This is a genomic window from Rhizobium sp. P32RR-XVIII, from assembly GCF_012641395.1.
GTDB lineage: Bacteria > Pseudomonadota > Alphaproteobacteria > Rhizobiales > Rhizobiaceae > Rhizobium.
Map to the genome: position 1 here is coordinate 167,948 of NZ_JABAIH010000009.1, position 22,895 is coordinate 190,842.

Below are 22,895 nucleotides of genomic sequence, written 5' to 3' on the forward strand. Positions count from 1 at the left end.
AATGACTGCGTGTCGTCACTTTGACATGCGCCAGACAATTAGGCGAGCGGAAATAGCCTCGCCACGCTCATCTAAAGAGCTTAGAATAGTTGGCTATCGGCCCACAACTGAATGTGGCATTCTACGTCACCTGCTTACCGACCGCGCATCTCGTGAAGCAGCAGAGTGGAACGCTCTGATCGGGGGATGGTAAGATGACAGTGCGCGACCTCGATACGAACGATTCAAACAGGTCTACATGGCGCTTCAAGCTCGGCATCTTTTTGGCGTGTCTTGTCATTGGCGCATGGCTGCTGGTGCCAATTCTGGCATGGACAGGCGCCTCCGCCGCAGCCATCGCCACCGTCACGGGAATGATCTTCATCTGGAACAAGGTGTTGATCCTCGTGACTATCGCAGTCATGGGAAAGCCGGGCTTTCAAGAGCTGAAACGGACCATCTTCGGGGTCTTCCGGTTCCCGCCGGAAAGCAGCATTGGCCCGGTGCGATACAATATCGGTCTCGTCATGTTCACCGTTCCGCTCCTGATCGCGATACTTGAGCCATATGCGATCTTGATATGGCCTTCGATCAGTCGAAACACCTGGGACGAGGTGCTGACCGACGTCATCTTCCTGGCGAGCTTCCTCGTACTCGGCGGTAACTTCTGGGAGAAATTTCATGCGCTGTTCGTGCGCGAGGCGCGTGTCGTCTCGACGACGGATGACCGTCCGACCGCCGCTCCCTGATGTTTTGTTCAATCACCGGACGGCTTCAGCTTGGGGCACGGAGGAGGGTTGGACGCGTGCCGATCGGCGATTTCTCCGCGCCACGGAGATGAGAGGGCAGGAATATGGGTCCCGATGACGAAGTGGCTGCAGCCGATAAACCGGCTAGACCCGGCAATCAGTTGCGCAATATCGCGCTTGGCATCCTGCTGGTTGCCGTCGTCCTCTTCGTCCTATCGATATTCATGGAACGAAGGACGCCAATTTCGTCGCAGGCGCAGGTTCAGGCATATGTCGTGGGCATTGCCCCCGAGGTTGCAGGCAGGGTGATCGATGTCGGCGTTACTGACAACTCGCGTGTCGAGGCGGATCAGGTCCTCTTTCACCTTGATCCGAACACGTACAATATCGCGGTCGAGCGGGCGGAAGCTACTCTCTCGATGATCGGCCAGTCGATCGGTGCGTCAACCGCGACCGTCGACGCCGTTCAGGCGAAGCTCGTCGAAGCGGAGTCGAGGCGAGACAACTTGCGCGACCAGGCCACAAGAGCGTTGGCGCTTGCCAATCGTGGCGTGTTCGCCAAGTCCCGGTACGACGAAGCCAAATCCGCCTTTGACCAGTCCGAGGCGCTGGTCAAGGCAAGCGAGGCGGAGCTTGCCAAGGCAAAGGAACAGTTGGGGCCGGCAGGCAAGGACAATCCGCAGATCAAGGAGGCACTGGCAGCCCTTGAACGTGCGCAGGTCGACCTGCTGAGGACGACCGTTCGCGCGCCGTCTGCGGGGGTGGTCACGAACCTTCAGCTTGCGGTCGGCAACGTCCTCAATCCTGGACAGACAGCCATGACATTCATCGACGTCGGCACGATCTGGATCGCGGCAGCGTTCAAGGAGAACAGCCTTGGGAACATCGCGGCGGGCAACAGCGCGGACATCATCTTCGATGTTCTGCCCGGAGAATTGTTCACGGCCAAAGTGGAAAGCGTGGGCTTCGGCGTGTCACAAGGCGCGACGGACCCCAGCTCCGGTCTGCCGATCATCCGCTCGGACAGTGGCTGGCTGAGAGACCCGCAGCGCTTTCGCGTTCGGCTACTGTTGGATGAACCACAGCGACCGCAGGGCGCGCGCTACGGGTCGCAGGCAACCGTCGTCGTCTATACCGGAAACAACCTCATCACGAATGCAGTGGGCGCGTTGTGGATTCGAATCCTGTCGGTGCTGAGCTATGTCCGTTGACCAAGGGAGACGCACGAACAGTTCCCCCATGAGTGAACCGCAACGCCGGGCTCTCCGGGTGGCGCTGGCCGTTTCCGTGGGCTTTGTCGCCTCGGCGGCAGTGGGTGCCGTCTTCCCTTTCATCGGCCCGCTTTTTGCGGCTCAGTTTCTCTTGTCCAGTTCCCGGCCTCTTCCCGTCGCGCAGACGATCGGCATGGTCCTGCTCATTTTGGCCACTGGCCTACTTCTGATATTTCTGACGGCGGCTCTCATCGATCGACCGATTGTCTTTCTGGCGGTGCTGGGATTGGTCTATTTCTGCTGCTTCGCCGTGCAGGCTATTGGAAAGGGCGGGCCCGCGGTCTTTCTGGTGCTCGTCGTAGCGATCATCGTGCCGCTGGTGGGTGTTCTCCATCCCACGTTTGCCGACTCCGTTCTCTCTATCCTGATCGGCGCAGTTTTGAGTGCGACGGCGCTCATGTGGCTCAGCCATGCCCTGGTTCCAGAACCAACGGCCATCACTGCGGCTCCGGAACAAGAAACCGCGCGTCATGATCAGCCCGTCCATCGAGCCTGCGCCAACACCGTGATCCTGTTGTTTGCCGTTGCTGTTTGCATAGCGAGCAACCAGCTAGTCGCCGCGGTGGTCATCCCAATCACCGTCGTCTCCCTGCTGGACCAGCTCGACATTGCGGCCAGCGGGCGCGCGGCACTGGGTCTCGTCGTTGTGAACGTTTTCGGGGGCATCCTCGCAGCGCTTGCCTATGGTCTTCTGAGCGTGAGGCCGAGCCTGGCCCTCATGTTTGCGATTTTACTCATCGTTTCATTGGGCCTTGGCGCACGCGGCGCGTCTCGCTCAAGCGATGCGACGATGTATGCCGGAGCGCTGACGACGTTCCTCATTCTGTTTGGCCTTGGAGTGTCGCCGCTGCCCGGAAGCGCGGCGGAGTCGCTTTCGACGCGCGTCGTCTATGTCACAGCCGCCATCATCTACACGGTTGTCGCTGCGGCGCTGCTCTGGCCGCGCCCGTCCTTGAGACCGACACGAGGGCAATGGGGAAGAAACCACATTGAGAAGGAACCACGATGAGACTAGAGAACAGGGTGGCAGTCGCTACGGGCACGGCTGTCCCCAAAGGCTTGAGCAAGACAATCCGACGATCGAATTCTGCTGTCTCTAAACTCCACGCGAACCGGAGAAGCGCTCGTGGCTAATCCGCATCATGTTTCTAATCCTCCCTGGAGTTGGGCTATACCCGCGTTCGGTGCTGGCCTACTGGTCGTGAAGCTCCTTGGCGTCGTTCAGCCTGAGGCCGTGGCGTTCCTAGCGCTCGCCGCAGTGCTGCTCTTCGGAACGGTTTTTGCGGCCGTCCATCATGCCGAACTATTGGCGGTCAAACTCGGGGAGCCATTCGGCTCAATCTTGCTTGCGGTCGCAGTCACCGTCATTGAGGTGGCTCTGATCGTGTCGATCATGGTCTCGGATGTCGAGGGCGGTGACGTGGTCGCTCGCGATACCGTGTTCGCGGCATTGATGATCGTGCTCAATGGAATTGTCGGCCTCTGTCTCGTCTTGGGCGGACGGCGGCATTTCGAGCAGACGTTTCAATTGAAGGGAGCTTCGTCGGCGTTGGCAGTGCTGGGCACACTGGCAGTGCTTACGCTGATCTTGCCAAATTACACCTTTATCGCCGGTCCATCGTACTCGAACACACAACTCATTGTCATCGGTGCCGCATCGTTTTGCCTGTGGACCGCCTTCATTTTTGTTCAAACTGTCAAGCATCGCGACTATTTTCTCGACCTGCCACTGGCTGATGATCCGTCGTCCGATGTCGCCGAGTTCGAGTTCGAGAAGCCGACAGATGGCGTTGCGATGGCGAGCCTGGCGTTGTTACTCGTTTCGCTGATCGCCGTCGTGTTGCTGGCGAAACTTCTCTCGCCGACGCTGGAGCAAGCTGTCGCGGCCGCTGGATTGCCCTATGCCTTCGTCGGTGTTGTGGTCGCCGCCGTTGTTCTGTTGCCCGAGGGAATCGCGGCCGCGAAATCGGCGCTCAAGAATCAACTGCAGAACAGCATCAACCTGGCGCTTGGCTCTGCCATTGCCTGCATCGGGCTCACCATTCCGGCAGTGGCGGTCGTCTCGCTTCTCCTCGGCCACCATCTTGCACTTGGCATCTCGACAGCCAACATGACGCTGCTTGCGCTGACCTTGTTCGTCGGAACCTTAACGCTCGGTACGGGGCGCACTACGGTGCTACAAGGACATATCCATCTGGTGATATTCGTAGTCTTCCTGCTCATGTCGGCTGCTCCCTAAGGATAGCGAATGGCATGGACAATGTTCGCAATTGGCGGCGCAGAGTTACCAAAGGCGTCCGCGGTCGATGGCACTTGATATCTCGCAGCGGAATTATCCCAGCAATGTGTATGAACACATCGCTCACGATGCTGGCTATCTGAGGCATGACACAACGCTCGATCTTCGCCTTTTGTTGGACGTATCGGGCATGGTCCCCTCGAAATTGCGACCGAGAATTGTCCATGATCCACCGGAAGGTGGCGCTGAAGGCGCTATAGGAAACGTAGCCCAGCGAAGCGGCTATGGAGAATATTGGTTCGCGGCCATGGCGCAGCCGTGCGGCACCGAGGGGCGCATTCGCTATCGCGCCAGATAGTACATCGGTGGAAGCACCTTATCGTGGAAATACTGACGCTGTAGTGTGCACTGCCGAGCTTAGATTGAAGCTTGCGCAAGATCTTGGAAATGATCCTTGCCTGTTTTCAAGAGCTGACGGAAAACGAAAACTTACAAATTGCGCCATCAAGCCACGCGAGGCGGCTCTGGAAGAAGGATATGATGTAATGATCTCCGAACTTAGCACCATCGGAAAATGATGCCGGGAAACGATCTATGACGGTCAGAATGCCTCGCTGGCTGGTCTTCTTTATCTCTGAACCACATGCGGTGTTATCAGCAGTTACCGCAAAAGTGATAACCTGGGCGGCAGGGATCCTTAAACGGTAGGAGCGAGTTTCCCGACCGTCCACGTGTCCAGATATGAGGGTGATGTTGTCTTCTGTGGAGAGCCAAATCTCTTGCGCCGGGTCCCGGGCAAAGCAATGGTCGGGCGGTAAGGCCGTTAGCAAAAGAAGCACGGCACGGGTGGTGAGATGCATGGCATCCTCCTTACGGTTCACATTGCATAGGCTGGCGTGAAATAGCCAGCTTATTTCCCATCACGAGCGGTTTTCCCACTCCATCATCATGCTCGAGGGGCTTTGCAGTCGGCAGGACCAAGCACCGCTACCTTCGTCTGCCTCAGACACGGCAGCGCAGGTGATCGGATCGGGAGCGGTCAAGCGCGAGAAGGTCACGGACAGCTGGAGGTGGAATACGCAGCGTGCGCATATGGTCGAGGGAGGTCACGCTTCGACGAGCGCCGTATCGCCTGATCTGGGTGCGGTTCATTCCGCGTCTACGACCGGATGCTGTAGATGCCGAGTTGGGTGATACCGGCAACGAAATTCAGAAGGGCATGGATGAGACCGGCGGAACTGGCGTCTACCGGGTGGGGCGGGGATAGACCGTGTCTATAGGAAGTATCTGCATCAGGTTGCTGAAATCACCGGTAGGCTCTCCTGTACGCTACGCGGTGGACGGTCTCTGGCTCACCATTCGCCGTGCGCCAGATACTCTTTCTGTCGTCTACCAAGATCTGCACGGTTTCATGGAGACGATGCGGGGTTTGAGCTCGAACGAGCTCAATTTTATCTACATAGTCCAGGCGGATCGCCGAAACGCTGCGGCTGCCGTTGCGCAGTACATCCGGTTAAAATTCTCGAATGCCGTGGGTTATGTGCCGTATATGGCAACGTGCGCCGCTACGATGATTGCTCGCACTGAAATCGCCATCATGGGCAGGCATTCGCCAATTGGCTCGGTCGACCCGCAGTCTAATATGCATGCAACCGAGCCGTGGCATTCGGATGGTACCGGCGCAAGCGATGAGTGGCGCAGTTCGAAAAGGCGAAATCAGTATAAGGATCCCGCCCTGCTCGCAGCATGGGCACCTATGCTGGCTCAGTATGGATCCGACCTGCTCGTCGCTTGCAGCAATGCGGTTACCGTACGTCCGAAAAAGTCCCGCCGAAGCAGGGCAGCTTCCTCAGGATTAAGGGACCGCACCGCCGATCCGAATTCACGAAGAAGCACGCGCAATGTTTCGGTTCGGTAGCGTACTTAATTCGGCCGAAGCTGCTCTCCGATTTCGCGCCGGTTCGGTGGTGCCACGGTCGTCATCGGCGCGGCGAGGTGGCCTTTCTGCTGTCTTGAAGACCAACGGTCGGCTATGGTCGCCGCTGGAAAGGCACTGGCGGAGGGCCGTTCTCCCACCCTGTCAAGTTCGGCCAGGATGTCATCCGGTGATGCGACACCCGACCTCACGAGCAGGATGGCCTTAGACAGAGCGGCCCGGCCGCGTTCAGAGGAGGGATCGACGTGGTTTGACTTCAGCCAGCAACTGAGCGCCGATGTTACGAGCTCTATTTCTTCGTCAGTGTAGGAAAGCAGATCGAAAAGAGACATGACAGCTCCTTCCTTTGGGGCAAGAGCAGATTGTCTCTCAAGCGGTCAATACCCGGTTGCATATCTAGACCGACGACTAAGAATACGCCTGACTATTACCAGCAGCAATCGTGCGTCTGATGGCGTACGGAACAGGAAGTTCAGCGGGCCGACAGCTGTTGTTCGAGCACCACCAGAAGCTAGTGTAATGTCGGATGCGACACCGGAGGGCCCAACCAGCCGAACAGCCAAGCGAGCAGAAAGGCCAGAGCGACGGCCAACGCTATCAGTATCCACACACCCAAAGTCCGCCTTGGCGGTCTGCCGGAATATCAATCAGGATCAATCATTGATCACTCCCGAAGCTGTTCGGGAACGCTGACCGCGCGGCACCAGGATGGGGGCTGCGAGATCATTGGCGGACGAGACAGGAAGACTGCCGCGCGGCGATCTTGATAACGGGTGTGGTTCGGCGAAGCGTTCCGGCCCGCTAACGTGCGGGCAAAAAGAAGCCCCGCCGGAACGAGGCAAGTTTGCCTGTAGCAACATTCTAACATTGGAGGGCGCTCCGCTTCCGGTGCGGTAGCGCACCGGTGTGACAACTTCAAAGGTTGAGGCCTCATTCCCGCCGAAGCTGCTGTTCGATCACCTCGCATGCCAGCTCGGTAATGCCCCCGTCTTCGGCAGGGTGACTGTTTAGCAAGTCCGCTGCTAACTCGTAGATCTCGCGCTGTTCCTGCGCGGACAAAACGCCCTTCTGCTCAAGATGCATGATCAGTGAAGCCAAGAGCGCTGATGTGGATAGGCTGACAGCAGAGGCCGAGAGGAAAGCGGGATCCGCGGCGGCCGGCGCCTTTATCCTCCTGCCATACGGCGGGGTCGACGGCTTCCAGAAAGAGCGATCATTCATGACGCAATCCTCCGCAGAGACGCGTGTGAGGTGACCGCGCGGTACCAGGATGAAAGGCGCTATCGCTGGTCGCTGAACAGAAGAACTGCCGCGCGGTCCATCAGTTCAAACGACCCGGGTTCCGCAATGTTCCATTCTACTAATATGCCGCATTGATCATCAGCCGAGAAGACCAAAGAGCCGACGGGCTGCCGATGACGCCGTCAATCGCTCCGAGCCCAGACGGATCAGCAGCCAAATTCCCCATCCGGCTCCCGCGGCTCTCCGGTGAAACTATTGTCATCGCTCATTGCCACTAGCGGCGCTGAGCTCCGCAGCTCCGTTGATGTCCACGACATTTAAGTCAGGGTCACGAAGATAACGCTGTGGGTAGCCTCTTATGCCAGAGCGGAAAACCAGAAAAAACACTTTGGATCGTCTTGCGGCGCTTCCCGAAGCCGAGCGCTGTCAATCGCCTGATTGTGCGTTGGAAGTCATTGGTGCGGAACGCGAAGTGACAATCGTTGCGGCCAATCGCGGAGTTCTTCGGAACGAAGCTTCGGGATAGAGCATAAGGTGTACCTGCAGGCACCACAGGGCGCCGCCTACTGGAAAATTTGGCCGCGGAATTTCCGTGAGGCTGAATACACCTCGATAGAAAGGCAGTGACTTTCCTAGATCGTGTGTGATGATCGCTACATGATGCAAGGCAAGCGGCGTCATTTCAGCCAGCTTCAGAGATAGCAGCAGCGCACCTATTCGTCGATTGGCGCCTACCGGCTTCGAGCACGCGATGGTTCAGCGGCGGATGCTTCAGGCAAAGAGCATTATTGCCTTGCGTTCCTCGAAGCCGTAGCAGCCCCATTTCGTGCGGCGGATGCTGTCGGCGTCCTCATGTCCCACGGATGACCCTCGATGATGTTCGCGCCCGGCGCCGGCGTGCGACCCTCTATGCTCATCTATTCCCCATTCACGTAATAGCCGAATACCAGCTTGCCCGCCTTCTTTCCATGGGAGGCGCATCTCAGCCTCTTCTCCAAGTCGTCGATCAACGCCTGCCGCATAAGGTCGGTAGAGCTTCATGTTGAAACCTCCCTCCCATGTTTTCCCGCAGGCTTTGCATTCAACCTCGATATCCAAGTGATCGGGGCAGATGTTAATAGAGCCGGGCGTCCGATCCATTCCCACAAACTGGCGCATGCGTCATCCTTTCCCTTGCGAGGTCAATTGCCCAAAATTGGTGAAACGCGGCCGTGGCGCCTGTCGGTAGTTTCAGATCAGTGTCGGTTCGGGATCGTGGTCGATCTCTTCAATGATGTTGGGTGTGTCGTTCTTCGGAGATCCGACCTTGTCGATCGGCCACATCGTCATCACCTCGGTTGGGAATGGCTTCATCAGGTCATCCGGATCCGCTCTGGCGAAAGCCAGCGCTGGTAGTCTTCTGGATGCAGAATAACCGGCATGCGGTCGTGGATCGAAGCCACTCATTTGCAGGGCAGGTGACAATCGCGAAGGTGCGGATTTCGGTGCCGGCCCAATTTCAAAGCATCCGCCAGACGCCAGCGAGCGCGAACGGCGCTAGCGACGCGTCATAGCGACGGCATAGGAGTGCTTGTTCTTGCCTGTTTACAAGCAGAGGGCTGATCATCAGCCCTCTGCTATGCCAGCTTACGGCAGTGGCTGGCGCCAACGGTCGCGCTCACGATCAACGTCTGCAGCGCTGTACGGGTCCAGCGTCGGGTCGAAGCGCGTCCAGCCTTCCTCGCCGTAGGCGCGGCGACGTTCAACGGGGTCGACATAGTTCGATTGTTTCAAGATCGCATCGGCTTTCAAGGCGAAATCATCGTTCACCCTGGCGGTGACCAATGTCCCACCGCGACGCACGCCCTCGGCATAAAGATGGGCGTCTTCTTCGGATACTCCAGACGAGGTCAGAGCGCCAATGATGCCCCCTGCCGCGCCGCCCGCGACAGCGCCCGCTGCTGCACCTGCTGCAGTCGCGACCAACCAACCGGCAGCGACGACCGGTCCCACGCCGGGAATTGCCATAAGACCGAGACCGGTCAGTAATCCACCAGCGCCTCCAACGACAGCACCCACGCCAGCGCCGGTCCCCGCGCCTTCGGCGGCATTGGAGCGGTCGCCCGAGACATTGTTGGAGATGATGCTGATGTCATCCGAAGGGACACCGGCGGCCTCAAGCGCGTCAACCGCCGCGCGCGCATCTTCATAATCGTCGAAGAGTCCTGTTACAGTTCGCATGCTGTTCTCCTATCTTCTGGTGAATGATCGCTACTGCGCGACGACGTTACCCTGGTAGTCGAGACCGACCGAGACGGATTTCCCGTCTTTCATCGCCATCGCTTGCCAGATGCCTTTGTCATCGAGTTTTAGGCCCGTGACGTCGGAGTAGCCGGCCTTTTCGATCCGTTCCTTGGCCTGGCTTTCGGTAAAACTGTTGGCGCCTTCTAATGGAGCGGTAGGATTTGTGCTGTCGGGCGTCGCGACTGCCGGCGTGTTGCCCTCCAACGTCGGAGGCTTCGCGGTTTGCGCATGGGTAGCCAGAGCTGACGCGCCGAGTAGGGCGGCAGCCAAAATTATCATCTTCATGGGTGGTTTCCTCTCTTGCAGGATCGCACTGGCGATCCGTGACGTGAAACCGTGTGGATCGCTATTTGTTCCACGGCGAAACAACGGAACAAGAGGCGGGACTGCGGGTTTGCTTCCCGCTAAACAATGGAGGGGAGATACAATGGTAACGTGGTAGGCAAGGAGTCTGACCGCAAAGGGTCTGGTGGAGGACGACCTCGTCCTCTCGAGCAGGCCATCGCAGCATACGATTCCTGCGTCGCACGCCTGGACGGCACGGTGCTAAGCGCCCAGATCGCAGCGTTCAAGCACATCACCTCTAGCATCTCCAACTTCTGAGGGATGGCGCGCGAACGCCGCGTCGAAGACGTTGGAGGCCATCAGGAAGGAGCCACCTATGCCAACATCGTCTTCCACCCGTTCCGTCAGCGTCTCCCGGCGCCTGGATCGGAACATCGAGGCCCTCCTCAGGCGGCGGCAGGAGGAGGCGAGACATGCTTCTCTTCAGGAGCGCGCCGCAGCTGAGATCACCCGCTTCGCAGGGTCGATGACTTTCGTCTACATCCACGCGATCGTCTTCGGCGCCTGGATTTTAGTCAACGTCGGGCTGCTGCCGGTCCTGCCAGCATTCGACCCATCCCTCGTGATCCTCGCGATGGTAGCATCCGTCGAGGCGATTTTCATCTCGACCTTTGTCATGATCAGCCAGAATCGGATGGCGGAGACAGACGACAAGCGCGCCGACTTGAATCTGCAGATCTTGCTGCTTGCGGAGCACGAGGCAACCCAGCTCCTTACGATCGTTTCCGCCATCGCCGAAAAGCTCGACGTCGATCTGGACCAGAAGGAGGAGATTGCGGAACTTCAGGAGGACGTGACGCCGGAGCAGGTGCTGGACACCATGGAGAAGATCTCGGCGAGCCCGTCGAAAGCTAGAGACGCGCGATCCCGGTCTCTCTGACGACGATCTGTTTCTGCCCGAGCGTTGTTCCGGCGCCGCGCTACTCTACTTCAAACCCTATCGTACTTTGCTCAAGCCGATGGCGTCGCCGCAACCGGGGACGATGAGATTGGAGGGACCCGGCGCATTTTGCCAGACGACGTAACCCGCTAAGCAACGAATTGACCTTCCATGGCGTATGTCGCGAAGAAGCTAGCGCAGGGCGAGAAGAGCACCTTCTACCGTGAACCCGCAAGTCAGCTTCGCGCTCTCTTGGAAGAAGTCGGCGTGACCCGGCCGGCCAGTCAACCGTCAAGGCGGGCTGATCTCCAGCTTTGCAACGAACTGGGACGAGTCCACCTCCCTTTACACAACCCAAGGCGCGAGACGGCGTAGGGCCGCCGTCCCGATGAGGTAAAATTGGCGTCTTCACTGCTAATCCCGGGGGGCCTTGTGTGATTGGCTTTGCGAGATGTCATTCTGAGACCGTGTCTGACGATCGCCTCGCGTGTCTTCGACTTCCTTCTTCCGAACGCTGTCGTCGATCGTCTCGGTGCGATCGGAAGCCGTCTTGCGGATGCCAACCTCCTCCACAATGCGGGCCTCCTTCGAGACGACGGCTTCCTCGTGATGCTCTTCGGCCGAGATCGTACGATCCTGGAACGCGCGGTCGGCGTCCGTCAAAGGGCGATCGACGCCGCGGCGTTCGATCTCGACATTCTCATCCCGAAGGCTCACGTCCTCGCGGACGGGATGCTCGACCGTATAGGCGCGGACCCGAACGGAGCCGCTGTTGACTCGCCACGACGCGTTCACTATGGAAAGTTCCCTTTTTCCTGATCCGGATTGCCTCGACGAGCACCAGCCTCTTCTCGATGACCAGGCGCTCTTCGAGGACGGGCACGATAGTCACGTCGCCTCCGTCCGAATCTGAGGAGCTGCATCCACCACCGTCTCGAACGGTACGTGCTCGACTTCGACTTCTTCCGAGAGAAGGTTGACGCTGACGGCTTCGTTCGCGACGATCGTCCTGCTGCGAACGCGAACTTCGCCGTCAGGAACCTCGCGCTTGGCAACAGAAAGCCGTTCCTCGGCAAGAGGTATCGTTTGCTCTTCATCGTGCATGGATGCTTCACCTTCCGGTCAGCAAACCATCGCGATTCGATAATGTTCCGAGGAATATTAGAGACGTTCGATCCTCGTTGCCCGGATGACAATCTCCTCCTGATGAAGGCGAACCTCCAAATCTTTGCGGTAGGACGTCCACCACGCGCGGTCGAGCTCGTCAATCATCACTTCAACGACGACGATACGATCCTCCTCAATAGAACCGTCACCCTCCCATAAGCCTTCGGCAGGTGCGTTGACGTGCATGGTCGCTCCTCCGAAATTCTCCGTGAGTTCCGACCGAATGACGTCAAAGTTGGCGCGACTGCTTTCTCCCGTCCTCGGGAGAAGAATTTCTATGAGATATGACATGCCGCGCCCAACCACTCCGCGCATCGAATGTTCCAGCAGCGCAGGACTGCTTCATTGTCTCGCTTTAGCGGGAAAAGAGGTTCCGCGTGGCTGCGACGCGCAGGTCCTCGTCGACGACGGAGGCTAAATTGAACAGAGCCTCGCGGCTTGCCTTCCAGGCATGCGCAGAGTCCGGCGGCATGATGAACCGTGGCCCAGCCGAAGCCCCTTCCGTTCTGGCCCAATCACGCCTCTCCCTCGGCCGCGCCGGCTGGTCGCAAACGATGAACGGAACCGAGTTCGCTAGATCGCGTTATCAACGCTTCGAGTAACGTGAGGAAATCATGAACGAAAACACCGGGTCTAAATTCTTTTCCAGATTCGCCACCGCCATAGCCGATCTGTCCGGCAAGCCCGGCACGTTTGTAATTGCGGCGGCACTCGTTCTGATGTGGGCGATCTCCGGGCCGTTCTTCGGCTTCTCCGAGACGTGGCAGCTGGTCATCAATACCGGCACCACGATCATCACCTTCCTGATGGTCTTCGTCCTGCAGAACTCTCAAAACCGCGACGGCAAGGCTCTACAGGCCAAGCTCGACGAACTGATCCTGACGTCGCAGGCGCAGAACACGTTCGTCGGCATCGAAAAGCTCGACGAGCAGCAGCTCCGCGAGGTGAGCAAAAGGCTTGCCGAAAAGGCCGACTGTGTCGAGGACGTTGCCGACGACAAGGCGGAGAAGAGGGAGTGGGAATCTCAGTCCGAGCCTTTAATTCCATAATATACCAATGTCGCCGGAATTGAATTGATAGGTCTGCGGTTCGACCCTTCAACAGCGAATGAAACGCGGATTGGTGACGCCATAGACGGCTCGCCCGGTCTAACGCTGGCGACGTTAGGCCCGGTGGCTTCGACCACGCCGGAAAGATCCGATCCTAGGTGAGGGGCAGGGGCTGCGGCAGTGCACTCTTGTCCGATCGGAGCCGGCCGTCCCAAGGGCACCAGCCGCGAAGACTTTGATGAGAATCTCGTTTTGGCCCGGCAAGGGTTTCTTGAGCACTTCCGAGCGGATGGGCCGAACTCGTGCAAGGGATATATGCGGTCATCACCGCATCAGAAGATCTCATGATGTTGCTATCCTTCGTGGGTTCATTCGGATGGCTCACTTCTTGTCGCAATCGACGCCTCGACCTTAAAGATTTGCTCATGCCGCCATCGATGATCAACTCGCCGCCGACGACAAAGGAGGCCTCGCCGGGGCGAGGAAGACGACCTTTGTTACTGCCGAGGAATCGCCAAACGACTGACCGCTGCTTCGGACGCCGGACCGGGGACCCAAGAGACGCGTGGGAAGAGGAAGGCATCGGCGCGCTCGCGGTGATCGGCATCCGAAAAGCGCATCGCCCTTCTCGTCACAGGGCGATGCGCAATTCTATTCGTCGCAGCGGCGGATCCTTCCCCCGCGCTGCAAAGGGCGGGCAGTTCTACCGGTAGCAAACGCGGGTCGACCTCGTGACCCATCTATCCTGGCGTTCGCTATAATATCGCTCTTTCTTCGTGTGGCAGGATGCCTTCTGCGGCCGGTCATGGTCGCGATAATAACGAGGGTGGTACCGCGGGTTGCCGTGATCGCCGGAACCGACATAAACCCCGCCTGGTCCAACCCGGAAAACGGTCTCAGCGAGCGCTGCGGTACCGGTCAATGCAGTAAGCGCAATGACGGCTGCGATTAAGAGCTTTCTCATGTTTCCAATCCAATCCAACGATCCGATTTGTCTAGACGGGTCGCCTCCGGCATCAACGTGGCTACCACAGTGACAATCAGAAGCTTTTCATTGCTCTTTCCTCACGTTGTAGTTGGAGGATCAACGAAGGACATAAGGAAACGGTTCCACGCTTGGCCTTCGGTCCGAACGAGGCGGGACGATCATCTGGTAGCGATAGTCGTTCAAGGAGTTCTGGGCGAACCAGTTTCCATTTGATGAGGGATGGGAGCGGTAAGTATCACTCCCCTCAACACTAGCTACCCCAGTCCCTCAGCGTAGCCAAACCTCACGCGGCGGATGGCCGGGACGGCGCGCCCTGCAACTCGGTGGCCGCTAAATATCAAGGTTTAGCGGGCGGCGGCACTTCACCAGAGAGCGTCAGTCGGGGATGTCCCGTGTATCCATGATGTCTGCGCCATGGACGCTTGCCGTCAACTCCGTCGTGTCGCCAGACATCGCTATTCCGAAGACGTAGAGCATGGCCGCGAGTACGATCCCCAAGGCAAGGACCGATGCGTTCCAGAAGGTGAAAACGGAAGATGTGGGATTTTTACCGGCCATGAAGGGATTCCATTGTTTCTTGGCATCCAAACGAGTATTTCCATCAAGCGTTCCGCCTTGGGGCTTTGATCCGCCGCTACATCGGACCAAAGTTTTGCATTACTTCCGCGGCAGCTTACGTGCGCTTTTAGGAGACGCCGAACAGCTTTGCCAAGCTCTCGATAACAACAGCCAGCGCCAAGAGCGTGGCGAGTCCCATCGGCCAATCGCCCAGCCGGGCTCGCGCTAGGGTCGACTGAAAGCCCCGGCGGGGCCTGGGAAGCGGACGTCTCTCGCGGTTTAAAGATCTCTGCACCAGTCGTTCCCATGCCCAGGCTGCTACTCTTGAGCAAAACCTTCCCGCTGGAGAGCATCTCCTGGCGGCGTCGTGAACAGTCGGGCATTCTCTGCTCGACACTGCGTCGGAGAAACGCCCAAAAATCCGGCGAAAGGTGGCGCTGAACGCGCGATCGGAAACATATCCCCAGGGAAACGGCTATGGAGGATATCGGCTCACGGCCGCGGCGGAGCCGCGTGGCGGCGAGGTGCATCCGCCACCGTGCGAGGTAGTAGATCGGTGAAGCACCGACACTCGCCGTAAAATGACAGACGAAAGCCGATCTCGACTAGAACGCGAGTTTAGCAAGCTCACCACGATGTAGCGGCCGTCCGGCGTCTCTAGAACGGCTTTTCCTTCTTCAAGCGTCGCCCTCTCTGCGAGGAGGGTCGACCTTTCGAAGGCTGAAGAAGTATCGCCGCTCGTCGCCTTCGACGACCATCATGCCGGCAAACGCGTTGTCGTCGATCCTTCGGAAGTAGTCGACGATCGGCTGGCGGTCGTAGACCATCGCGGCCGTCTCCTTGCCGTCGATCATGCGGAGCTTGACGGACGCCGTCGTTCCCGTGCGCGGAAGACCTTCTGCAGATATGAGAACCAGTTCCGGGCGACGAAGGTGCGCCCGAAGGGGGCGAGGCGGATCGCAGTCCTGACCGGAACGAACGCCGGCTCGATCGGCACGAGACGTCCCGGCCGCCATTGGAAGAGCAAGGCGTCTGCGCGCAGATCCGGGTGGAATCGCTTCCCGAACCATTGAAGGTTCTCGAGGACGCCGTCCAGTGGATGCCCGGAAGGAATGCCGACGCCCCGCCAGAGGCCGATCATGTCGGCGGGCAGGACCGGCGGCAGCGACCGGAACCAGGCGATCTTCTTCGACTGCAGGTCGTCGGGCATCGTCTCTCCGAAGCATCGAAGGGTCGAGTGGGGTGCCGGACAGGTTGGGCGCTCGTCTGCCGTGTCGTTGGCCGCAGCGAGAAACCGAAAAAATCGCCGCGTTCACTATCCCTGTCATGTCCGGTTGACACGGCGCGCTCTCGGCGGAGGGAATGTCGATCGCTCGGAATGGTTCCGACGTTTCGGCAGCGTCGTCCCAGGGCCGTGGACTCGCAACCTCGACGAAAGTTCTCCCTACAGAAGGAGGACTCGCCATGGCATGAACAAACCGAAAGACGGCGCTCTCGGAACGACTGACCAGTCACCACGATGGGAAGGCCCGCAGAAGAATACGCGTCGCAGCCTGGCGAGGCTCGCTTCCGCATCACCTGCAGCACGTCCAGGTCAATCGACGTCGGAAACCTCATCTAAACGCTACCACCCAAACTCACGACAGCCTGCGCTGCCGCGAAACGATTTCGCGTGCCTGCAGCCGTCGGGTGAAAGAGGGCGCTTCCCATGACGGGTCGAGCGCCCTCGGCTTGTCTGAAGATCCGAAGCGAGCCGCATTGTCCCGCCGCATTAGGCCCAGGCAGATCCCGCGCAATCCATGGGGCCACGGCCGAGGCGGCTAGATTGCCCGGACGTTCTCGGCCTTCGACTTCCCGGTTTTCCGGTCTTGTCCGAGGTCGTAGGAGACCTTCTGTCCGTCGCGCAGGGGAGTGGAGCCCTGGACGGCGCTTACGTGGACGAAGACATCCTGGCCGCCGTCGTCGGGCGTGATGAAGCCGAAGCCCTTATCCTGGTTGAAAAATTTGACGGTGCCGTTCGCCACTGAACTTCTCCTGGTGCGTGCGAGATGGAGTGCGATTCATAGACATCGATCGTTTCCTCCGCAACGTGATTTCGCGTTCCCTTCCCCGTGAGCAGCTCGCAGATCTAAGTGCGCTCGGCGTACCTGACCTTACGACCCGGTCGAGAAGCTCGGGAAACCGACCGTTTTCCTGGCCAGCTTCCTGAGTTGATGAAGCGGCAGGCGATCTGCATGTTTCCGATCTCGGAGTGCCCCGAGGGCCGATCGTCGCCATTGCTCATTTTCTGTTCCCTCCCTGAGATCGTCGGCACGTAGCGCCCTTAGCTCCCTTGGGTGGGACTTTGTCCAATAGAACGTGTGGGCTTCGATGGAACGATCATGAAGCAAGATTCGAGCCGCGACACCTGCGGCTTATCGGCCGAAAATTGCATCGAGAATGGCAGCCACATCAAAGAGTTTCTCGCAGGCAGGATCAAATCCGTGCCCTTGTGCCAGCTGCCGCGCCCAATTTACCGCCGCTCTGCCCCCCCAATCGTCAGGCGGATTACACAGAGTTTCCGACCTTGTGCCATGGTAGCGCTCGGCGACGAAATCATAAAAGGAACCGTTGACGTTCCGTAGGGCCGCGCCACCCTCGGTACCATGGAACCTCGCGCTTATGACGGCATCGCATCCTGCATGCAAACGCCAGGAGCAGGCCAATCGAAGAACGGCACCCATCGCAAGTTCAATCGTCCCGACCGCAAAATCCTCGACCTCCGTTTCATCCTTGCGAAGTGGCAGTCCTTGGCGGAACAACCTGCCTTCGACTTTCGTGACGCTTGGAAAATCCAAGGTCCAAAGCCCAAGATCGGCCAGGTGGACCCCAAGATCCATCAGGCAACCGCCGCCAGAGAGCGACCTGTCGTAGAACCATCCCTTGTCCGGTCCGTAGGCATTGTGAAATACCAAGTCGGCGGCGAAGACGCTGCCCAGCTCTCCGGCCCGGATGATGTCGCGAATGCGGCGCATGCCGGCTGTGTGGCGATAAGATAAATCGACGTCCAGCAACCGGTCGGCCGCTCGTGCAGCTGCAATGACTGCCGCCACTTCGTCTTTCGAGCGGCCGAGCGGCTTCTGGCAAAAGACCGCGATGCCGCGACTGAGGGCTTCGATCGCTTGCTCTGCATGCAAGGCACTTGGGGTTGCAATGACCACTCCGTCGAGGCCATGCTGCAGCAAAGCGTTGCAAGAAGGAACGACCTCGGCCGATTTAGCCAGCTTGCGTGCTTCCTCCGCCATCTCCGCCGATGGGTCGCAAATTGCGACGGCATCGACCAGGCCAGTTTCCAGAAGCGACTTCATGCGGAGACGGCCGATCCAGCCGACGCCCAGAAATCCCAGACGCGTCGGGCGGGTATCGCCGCGAAGCCTTTCGGCCTTTGAAATCTTATTCACGCGTACATCACCAATGCCTTGAGAAATCCATGGGGCCGGTCGCGCGTCATATCGAGCGCCTCGCCCAGCCGCTCCAGCGGAAGGTGGTGCGTATAAAGAACTGAGGGGTCAAACAGCCCCTCCTGAACCGCTTTAACGGCATCGCGGATCCCTTGCACGTAAACGGAAGGGTCGCGCTCATGAGCATTGATGACGTCAAGTCCCCGCCAGTTCCAAAGCTGCATGTTGATCTGCCGCGGGCCGTCCTGATGATAGCCGGCAACAATGAGCCTTCCGCGTTCTTTCGTGAGTTCGCCGGCGAGATCGAGCGGCCATTGCTTGCCGACGGCCTCGATAACGCAGTCGCAGAAGCGGCCGCCGGTAAGCGCCTTGACCTCCTCGATGATTCGCCAATGATCATCGATGGGGATAGTTTCTGACGCACCCATGCGCTTTGCCAGGTCCAGCGAGAATTGCCGGCGGGACATGGCGATCACGCGCGCCCCGGCCAAGACTGCGAGCTGCGTCAGCAGTGCACCCAGGAAGCCGATCCCGACAATCGCGACGGTCTGGCCGGCTCCGATGAGGCTGCGTTTAAAGATGTTCATCGCGCAGCCAAGCGGTTCCCCCGGAAAGGGCTGACCAGCAAGTTGGTCCGGCAGCCGCACCACGGCATTTTTATCCGCGAGGTCGTGGGTCGCATAGGCGTGATAGCTGAGCGCGGCGACACGATCCCCGACGAAAAGATCTTCGACATCCGCCCCGACCGCGTCGATGATGCCCCAACCTTCGTGTCCCAGGCCGCCGGGTTCTGTCGGAAACGTCATCCATTTGGCCCCGGCCCACGGTGTGAGGCTCGAAGCGCAGACACCGCAGCCTTCGAGTGCGACGCGCACCTGGCCGGCGGCCGGTTCGGGAAGCGGCAGGGTGTCGACTCTCATCTGGCCAGCACCCGTAACCACCGCAGCCTTCATCCGAGATGGCAGCGCCGATGTCACGATGTTCATGGACAATCCTCCTCGAGCAACACCTATTGCGGCTTTGCGGCAATTCAACCGGCACTCAATTGTACACCGCTTTGTATCCTGACCCGCTGGGCAATAAGATAATCCCTCAGTTTGGCAGAAACCGGCGTCGCAACCTGTTGCGGCCAAGGCGGGACGATACGTCCCGTGCTTGTCTTGCCGGCAAAAGGCCCCAAGTCTTGTTTGTGACGATCGGTCTGTCTCCCGACTGATCGTGCTTTCCCATCGAGAACTTCCACCGGGATAACAGGTTCCACGGTCACCGACATCGAGTTCAAAGATGTCATTGATGATGTCATTGAAAAAGATGTCCTCGATGAAGGAACAAAGCTTAGGGCGTAATGTTCGGCCGGGGAATGTCGTCTCTTTCACACCCTAGGATGAGCCATGCGACGAGTTCTTGTCACGGGAGGCTGCGGATTTATAGGCCGCCATGTCATCGAAGAATTGCTCAGCAACTCTTATGATGTTCGCGCGCTGGACGCGCTGATTGACCAGGTTCACGCCGACGCCGAGCTAGCCATTCCCAAGCAGGTCGAACTGGTATGCGCCGATATTCGCGACAAGGCTAAAGTCCGTGAAGCGCTGGAGGATGTCGATGGCGTCATCCATCTGGCTGCGGAGGTAGGCGTCGGCCAATCGATGTATGAAATTGCCCGCTATGTCGGCAGCAACGATTTTGGTACCGCGGTCCTTCTCGAGGCCATGATCGGTCTGCGCGTCAAGCGCATTGTCGTCGCCTCCTCGATGAGCGTCTATGGCGAAGGCTCGTATGTCACGCTGGATGGTGACCGCCTTGGCTTCATCCGCCGCAATGGCGCGCAGATCAAGGCCGGAAAATGGGAGCCGCTTGGACCAAACGGCGAAACGCTGACGCCGGTCGCGACCGATGAGGAAAAGCCAGCGGACCTTGCCTCCATCTACGCCCTGACGAAATTCGCTCAGGAGCGTCAGGTGCTGATCTTCGGCGAAGCCTACGGGGTCGAAGCGGTGGCGCTTCGCCTTTTCAACGTCTTCGGTGCCGGGCAGGCGCTTTCAAATCCCTATACCGGAGTCCTGGCCAATTTCGCCTCTAGACTGGCCAACCGGCAACCGCCAATGATCTTCGAAGACGGACGGCAGGGTCGCGATTTCGTGCATGTACGCGACGTGGCTCGCAGTTTCCGCCTCGCACTAGAACAGCCCCGTGCGACCGGTCATGTCATCAACATCGGCAGCGGCCAAGCCTACACGATCACCGAAGTCGCCACGTTCCTGGCAGAGGCCATGGGCCTGCCCGAGATAGCCCCGGAAATCCTGGGTAAGGCACGCTCAGGCGATATTCGCAACTGCTTCGCCGATATTTCGAAGGCACGTGAGCTGCTGGGATTCGAGCCACAACACCGGCTCGAGAACTCGCTCGGCCCCTTTGCCGAATGGGTCCGAAGCAGCGGTGCGATTGACCGCAGTGCCGAGATGAAACGGCAACTCGAAGAGCGGGGACTGGTGTCATGAGCCCGCATACTCCAGAGCAGGTCAACCAGCTTGCCGCCCCGTCGGTGGCAGGCAACGCCGCGCCGATCCTCGTTGTCGGTGGCTGCGGCTTCATCGGCTGCAACATTGCCGACAGCTATCTGAACGACGGCGAGGACGTCATCCTGCTCGACAATCTGAGCCGACCGGGTGTCGACCAGAACCTGCAGTGGCTTAAAGATCACCACGGGGATCGCGTCCATCCCGTGCTTGCGGATGTTCGCGATTTGCGCAGCATCGAAGCGGCATTCGCGGATGCCAAATGTGTATTCCATTTCGCTGCACAGACGGCGGTCACTACGAGCCTCGCTCACCCGATCGACGACTTCGAGACCAATGCCCGCGGAACACTCAACGTACTGGAGGCCGTCCGCAAGGCCGGTCGCAACGCTCCAGTCATCTTCGCCAGCACCAACAAGGTCTATGGCAGCCTCGAAGGCATGCCGATAATCGAGCTGAACGACCGCTATATCCCCGCTGACGAGGAACTTCGCGCGTACGGCGTGAGCGAAGAACGCAACCTCGATTTCTGCACGCCTTACGGCTGCTCAAAGGGTGTCGCTGACCAGTATGTGCTGGACTACGCGAAGTCCTACGGACTGCCGACGGCGGTTCTAAGGATGAGCTGCATTTATGGCCCCCGGCAATTCGGCACGGAGGATCAGGGTTGGGTGGCGCATTTCCTCATTCGCGCGCTGCAGGGCGAACCGATCTCGATCTACGGCAGCGGCAAACAAATGCGGGACATCCTCCACGTGGACGATGCCGTCGCTGCCTACCGCGCCTTGCTGGCGTCGATAAACCGCGTGAAGGGCAGAGCGTTTAATCTCGGCGGCGGTCCGCACAATGCCGTCAGCATCCAGATCCTTCTGCGCGAGATCGAACTCCTGACGGGGCGCGCGCTCAAGACATCTCACAGGCAATGGAGGGCTGGCGATCAATTGTTTTTTGTCGCCGATACCCGGTTGCTTCACGAGACGCTCGGCTGGAGAGCGCAGACGTCATGGGTAGATGGTTTGCGAGACCTGCACGACTGGCTCGTCGCACATCGTTTCGGTGCGACACGAACTGAGCGCGCAAGGAGGCTGACGGCGTGACCGAATTGATGCACGACAGAACCTCTCCGCTGCCAGGATTTGTTCCTTGCTTGTCCCAGCAGCGACCGCGCCCCCGGCGCATTCTCATGACGATTGATGCGATTGGTGGGCTCCGGCGTTATGCCATGGACCTCGCTCGAGCGCTGAAGGAAGCGAACGTGGAGACGGTATTCGCCGGTCTGGGACCACGTCTCTCGACGCAACAGATGCGAGAGGCGACCGCAATTGGGCCATGCATCTGGCTGGACGCGCCGCTGGACTGGATGACGGACCGCGAGGACCACCTCGACGTCATTCCCGAGCTTCTGAGGGAACTGGCCGACAAGCATATGGTCGATCTCCTGCATCTGAACCTCCCGTCCCAGGCGGCGGGTCTCGTCTCCGACGTCCCTATCGTTGCAGTGTCGCATTCCTGCGTCGTCACCTGGTTTGAGGCTATGCGCGGGGCTCGCCCCTCGGCTGACTGGTCGTGGCAGGCCGACCGAAACCGGAGCGGATTTGACTGTGCGGACATTGTGATTGCACCGAGCCGGAGCCACGCGGGGGCGTTGACACGCTGCTACGGAGCGATCCCCAACCTTGAGATCGTGCACAACTGCACGTGGCTTTCGGCCGCGCCGACCGTCAGGGAGAATTTCGTCTTTGCCGCCGGCCGATGGTGGGACGAGGGCAAAAACGGCGCATTGCTCGATCGGGTCGCGACGATCACCAACCGCCGTATCGTCATGGCCGGTCCGCTTGAGGGCCCTGCGGGACAACACCTTACAATAGGCCATGCCGAACATCTCGGCGAACGATCCTATCCCGAGACGGTAGCGCTGATGCGGCGCGCCGGGATTGTCGTTTCCCCCTCACTCTACGAGCCGTTCGGTCTGGCGGCGCTTGAAGCGGCGCGAACGGGCGCTGCATTGGTGCTTGCCGACATTCCGATCTACCGCGAGTTATGGAACGGAGCCGCGCTTTTTGCCGATCCGCACGATCCGGCAAGCTTTGCAGATGCCATCGATTGTTTGACGGCAGACGAGGACATGCGGACCGGCCTCGGCTTTCTTGCGCAGCAGCGCTCCGGTCAGTTTTCGCCTGCGGCCCAATGCGAAGCAATTTTGCGCGTCTACGCGCAAGCCATGGCCAGCACACGTATCGCGACGGGCTAGCA

The 22,895-nt window shown here is 59.2% G+C and carries 22 protein-coding genes and 4 pseudogenes; 10 read left to right on the forward strand and 16 right to left on the reverse strand.

Going from position 1 to position 22,895, the window contains the following annotated elements; all coding sequences use genetic code 11:
- The first annotated feature begins 194 nt into the window (after positions 1–194).
- The 5 genes from HGP14_RS23785 to HGP14_RS23805 all read left to right on the forward strand — a co-directional run bounded on the left by HGP14_RS23785 (position 195) and on the right by HGP14_RS23805 (position 4,596).
- Positions 195–728 carry a transporter suffix domain-containing protein gene (locus HGP14_RS23785; protein WP_168832329.1) on the forward strand — a complete coding sequence of 178 codons (534 nt, stop codon included), beginning with the start codon at positions 195–197 and terminating at the stop codon, positions 726–728.
- 104 nt (positions 729–832) lie between these two features.
- On the forward strand, positions 833–1,939 hold the full coding sequence (locus HGP14_RS23790) for an HlyD family secretion protein (protein ID WP_168832330.1): 1,107 nt from the start codon (positions 833–835) through the stop codon (positions 1,937–1,939).
- A gap of 28 nt (positions 1,940–1,967) precedes the next feature.
- Positions 1,968–3,008 (forward strand): hypothetical protein, encoded by a 1,041-nt coding sequence (locus tag HGP14_RS23795; RefSeq protein ID WP_246704556.1) that lies wholly within the window; start codon positions 1,968–1,970, stop codon positions 3,006–3,008.
- A gap of 117 nt (positions 3,009–3,125) precedes the next feature.
- On the forward strand, positions 3,126–4,238 hold the full coding sequence (locus HGP14_RS23800) for a calcium:proton antiporter (RefSeq protein WP_168832332.1): 1,113 nt from the start codon (positions 3,126–3,128) through the stop codon (positions 4,236–4,238).
- Between the two features lie 67 nt (positions 4,239–4,305).
- On the forward strand, positions 4,306–4,596 hold the full coding sequence (locus HGP14_RS23805; RefSeq protein WP_168832333.1) for a hypothetical protein: 291 nt from the start codon (positions 4,306–4,308) through the stop codon (positions 4,594–4,596).
- A 106-nt stretch (positions 4,597–4,702) separates the two neighbouring features.
- Here the strand turns inward: HGP14_RS23805 and HGP14_RS23810 are convergent, their stop codons facing one another.
- The 7 genes and pseudogenes from HGP14_RS23810 to HGP14_RS23845 form a co-directional block, all read right to left on the reverse strand.
- Entirely contained in the window at positions 4,703–5,098 is a 396-nt protein-coding gene (locus tag HGP14_RS23810; protein WP_168832334.1) for a hypothetical protein, read from the reverse strand.
- A 1,063-nt stretch (positions 5,099–6,161) separates the two neighbouring features.
- Complete coding sequence (locus HGP14_RS23815) at positions 6,162–6,506, reverse strand: hypothetical protein (RefSeq protein ID WP_168832335.1); 345 nt, start codon at positions 6,504–6,506, stop codon at positions 6,162–6,164.
- A 598-nt stretch (positions 6,507–7,104) separates the two neighbouring features.
- Positions 7,105–7,395, reverse strand: a complete 291-nt coding sequence (locus HGP14_RS23820) for a hypothetical protein (RefSeq protein WP_168832336.1) — start codon at positions 7,393–7,395, stop codon at positions 7,105–7,107.
- Between the two features lie 792 nt (positions 7,396–8,187).
- Positions 8,188–8,574, reverse strand: coding sequence for a hypothetical protein (locus tag HGP14_RS23830; protein WP_168832337.1), 387 nt, complete (start codon positions 8,572–8,574; stop codon positions 8,188–8,190).
- A gap of 72 nt (positions 8,575–8,646) precedes the next feature.
- Positions 8,647–9,000 (reverse strand): annotated as a pseudogene (locus HGP14_RS23835) (SOS response-associated peptidase); the annotation flags it as partial.
- A 42-nt stretch (positions 9,001–9,042) separates the two neighbouring features.
- The gene (locus tag HGP14_RS23840; protein WP_168832338.1) at positions 9,043–9,636 is read right to left on the reverse strand and encodes a general stress protein; all 594 of its coding nucleotides are present in this window, start codon (positions 9,634–9,636) and stop codon (positions 9,043–9,045) included.
- A gap of 30 nt (positions 9,637–9,666) precedes the next feature.
- The gene (locus tag HGP14_RS23845) at positions 9,667–9,984 is read right to left on the reverse strand and encodes a PepSY domain-containing protein (protein ID WP_168832339.1); all 318 of its coding nucleotides are present in this window, start codon (positions 9,982–9,984) and stop codon (positions 9,667–9,669) included.
- Positions 9,985–10,360: 376 nt separating this feature from the next.
- Here HGP14_RS23845 and HGP14_RS23850 point away from each other — a divergent pair, with 376 nt between their 5' ends.
- On the forward strand, positions 10,361–10,924 hold the full coding sequence (locus HGP14_RS23850) for a DUF1003 domain-containing protein (protein ID WP_168832340.1): 564 nt from the start codon (positions 10,361–10,363) through the stop codon (positions 10,922–10,924).
- A gap of 414 nt (positions 10,925–11,338) precedes the next feature.
- On the opposite strand, the gene HGP14_RS23855 is transcribed toward HGP14_RS23850, so the two are convergent.
- The 3 genes and pseudogenes from HGP14_RS23855 to HGP14_RS36730 all read right to left on the reverse strand — a co-directional run bounded on the left by HGP14_RS23855 (position 11,339) and on the right by HGP14_RS36730 (position 12,277).
- The gene (locus tag HGP14_RS23855; protein ID WP_312862175.1) at positions 11,339–11,719 is read right to left on the reverse strand and encodes a YsnF/AvaK domain-containing protein; all 381 of its coding nucleotides are present in this window, start codon (positions 11,717–11,719) and stop codon (positions 11,339–11,341) included.
- Positions 11,625–12,028: pseudogene (locus tag HGP14_RS36725) on the reverse strand (YsnF/AvaK domain-containing protein). Before HGP14_RS36725 ends, HGP14_RS23855 begins: the two are co-directional and overlap by 95 nt.
- 57 nt (positions 12,029–12,085) lie before the next feature.
- Positions 12,086–12,277 (reverse strand): hypothetical protein, encoded by a 192-nt coding sequence (locus HGP14_RS36730; RefSeq protein ID WP_409527098.1) that lies wholly within the window; start codon positions 12,275–12,277, stop codon positions 12,086–12,088.
- A 428-nt stretch (positions 12,278–12,705) separates the two neighbouring features.
- Here HGP14_RS36730 and HGP14_RS23870 point away from each other — a divergent pair, with 428 nt between their 5' ends.
- Entirely contained in the window at positions 12,706–13,140 is a 435-nt protein-coding gene (locus tag HGP14_RS23870; RefSeq protein WP_168832342.1) for a low affinity iron permease family protein, read from the forward strand.
- Positions 13,141–13,843: 703 nt separating this feature from the next.
- Here HGP14_RS23870 and HGP14_RS23875 read toward each other — a convergent pair.
- From HGP14_RS23875 to HGP14_RS23900, 6 genes and pseudogenes are all read right to left on the reverse strand, one after another.
- A complete protein-coding gene (locus HGP14_RS23875) occupies positions 13,844–14,104 on the reverse strand; it encodes a hypothetical protein (protein ID WP_168832343.1) in 261 nt (86 codons plus the stop codon).
- A 399-nt stretch (positions 14,105–14,503) separates the two neighbouring features.
- Positions 14,504–14,686, reverse strand: coding sequence for a hypothetical protein (locus HGP14_RS23880; protein WP_168832344.1), 183 nt, complete (start codon positions 14,684–14,686; stop codon positions 14,504–14,506).
- A 677-nt stretch (positions 14,687–15,363) separates the two neighbouring features.
- Positions 15,364–15,896: pseudogene (locus HGP14_RS23885) on the reverse strand (GXWXG domain-containing protein).
- 610 nt (positions 15,897–16,506) lie between these two features.
- Complete coding sequence (locus HGP14_RS23890; protein ID WP_168832345.1) at positions 16,507–16,710, reverse strand: cold-shock protein; 204 nt, start codon at positions 16,708–16,710, stop codon at positions 16,507–16,509.
- Between the two features lie 390 nt (positions 16,711–17,100).
- The gene (locus HGP14_RS23895) at positions 17,101–18,126 is read right to left on the reverse strand and encodes a Gfo/Idh/MocA family oxidoreductase (RefSeq protein WP_312862176.1); all 1,026 of its coding nucleotides are present in this window, start codon (positions 18,124–18,126) and stop codon (positions 17,101–17,103) included.
- Positions 18,123–19,112, reverse strand: a complete 990-nt coding sequence (locus HGP14_RS23900) for an MDR/zinc-dependent alcohol dehydrogenase-like family protein (RefSeq protein WP_205927306.1) — start codon at positions 19,110–19,112, stop codon at positions 18,123–18,125. The genes HGP14_RS23895 and HGP14_RS23900 overlap by 4 nt, the downstream gene beginning before the upstream one ends.
- A gap of 405 nt (positions 19,113–19,517) precedes the next feature.
- Here HGP14_RS23900 and HGP14_RS23905 point away from each other — a divergent pair, with 405 nt between their 5' ends.
- From HGP14_RS23905 to HGP14_RS23915, 3 genes and pseudogenes are all read left to right on the forward strand, one after another.
- Complete coding sequence (locus HGP14_RS23905) at positions 19,518–20,624, forward strand: NAD(P)-dependent oxidoreductase (protein ID WP_168832346.1); 1,107 nt, start codon at positions 19,518–19,520, stop codon at positions 20,622–20,624.
- 14 nt (positions 20,625–20,638) lie between these two features.
- Positions 20,639–21,739 (forward strand): annotated as a pseudogene (locus HGP14_RS23910) (NAD-dependent epimerase/dehydratase family protein); the annotation flags it as partial.
- Between the two features lie 86 nt (positions 21,740–21,825).
- A complete protein-coding gene (locus HGP14_RS23915) occupies positions 21,826–22,893 on the forward strand; it encodes a glycosyltransferase family 4 protein (protein WP_168832348.1) in 1,068 nt (355 codons plus the stop codon).
- The last annotated feature ends 2 nt before the right edge of the window (positions 22,894–22,895 follow it).

What these genes read in the sequence shown, in the direction of transcription:
- HGP14_RS23785 (WP_168832329.1), top strand. Translation starts at nt 195, where the DNA reads ATGACAGTGCGCGACCTCGATACGAACGATTCAAACAGGTCTACATGG.
- HGP14_RS23790 (WP_168832330.1), top strand. Translation starts at nt 833, where the DNA reads ATGGGTCCCGATGACGAAGTGGCTGCAGCCGATAAACCGGCTAGACCC.
- HGP14_RS23795 (WP_246704556.1), top strand. Translation starts at nt 1,968, where the DNA reads ATGAGTGAACCGCAACGCCGGGCTCTCCGGGTGGCGCTGGCCGTTTCC.
- HGP14_RS23805 (WP_168832333.1), top strand. Translation starts at nt 4,306, where the DNA reads ATGGCACTTGATATCTCGCAGCGGAATTATCCCAGCAATGTGTATGAA.
- HGP14_RS23810 (WP_168832334.1), bottom strand. Translation starts at nt 5,098, where the DNA reads ATGCATCTCACCACCCGTGCCGTGCTTCTTTTGCTAACGGCCTTACCG.
- HGP14_RS23815 (WP_168832335.1), bottom strand. Translation starts at nt 6,506, where the DNA reads ATGTCTCTTTTCGATCTGCTTTCCTACACTGACGAAGAAATAGAGCTC.
- HGP14_RS23820 (WP_168832336.1), bottom strand. Translation starts at nt 7,395, where the DNA reads ATGAATGATCGCTCTTTCTGGAAGCCGTCGACCCCGCCGTATGGCAGG.
- HGP14_RS23830 (WP_168832337.1), bottom strand. Translation starts at nt 8,574, where the DNA reads ATGCGCCAGTTTGTGGGAATGGATCGGACGCCCGGCTCTATTAACATC.
- HGP14_RS23840 (WP_168832338.1), bottom strand. Translation starts at nt 9,636, where the DNA reads ATGCGAACTGTAACAGGACTCTTCGACGATTATGAAGATGCGCGCGCG.
- HGP14_RS23845 (WP_168832339.1), bottom strand. Translation starts at nt 9,984, where the DNA reads ATGAAGATGATAATTTTGGCTGCCGCCCTACTCGGCGCGTCAGCTCTG.
- HGP14_RS23850 (WP_168832340.1), top strand. Translation starts at nt 10,361, where the DNA reads ATGCCAACATCGTCTTCCACCCGTTCCGTCAGCGTCTCCCGGCGCCTG.
- HGP14_RS36730 (WP_409527098.1), bottom strand. Translation starts at nt 12,277, where the DNA reads ATGCACGTCAACGCACCTGCCGAAGGCTTATGGGAGGGTGACGGTTCT.
- HGP14_RS23870 (WP_168832342.1), top strand. Translation starts at nt 12,706, where the DNA reads ATGAACGAAAACACCGGGTCTAAATTCTTTTCCAGATTCGCCACCGCC.
- HGP14_RS23875 (WP_168832343.1), bottom strand. Translation starts at nt 14,104, where the DNA reads ATGAGAAAGCTCTTAATCGCAGCCGTCATTGCGCTTACTGCATTGACC.
- HGP14_RS23880 (WP_168832344.1), bottom strand. Translation starts at nt 14,686, where the DNA reads ATGGCCGGTAAAAATCCCACATCTTCCGTTTTCACCTTCTGGAACGCA.
- HGP14_RS23900 (WP_205927306.1), bottom strand. Translation starts at nt 19,112, where the DNA reads ATGAACATCGTGACATCGGCGCTGCCATCTCGGATGAAGGCTGCGGTG.
- HGP14_RS23905 (WP_168832346.1), top strand. Translation starts at nt 19,518, where the DNA reads ATGCGACGAGTTCTTGTCACGGGAGGCTGCGGATTTATAGGCCGCCAT.
- HGP14_RS23915 (WP_168832348.1), top strand. Translation starts at nt 21,826, where the DNA reads ATGACGATTGATGCGATTGGTGGGCTCCGGCGTTATGCCATGGACCTC.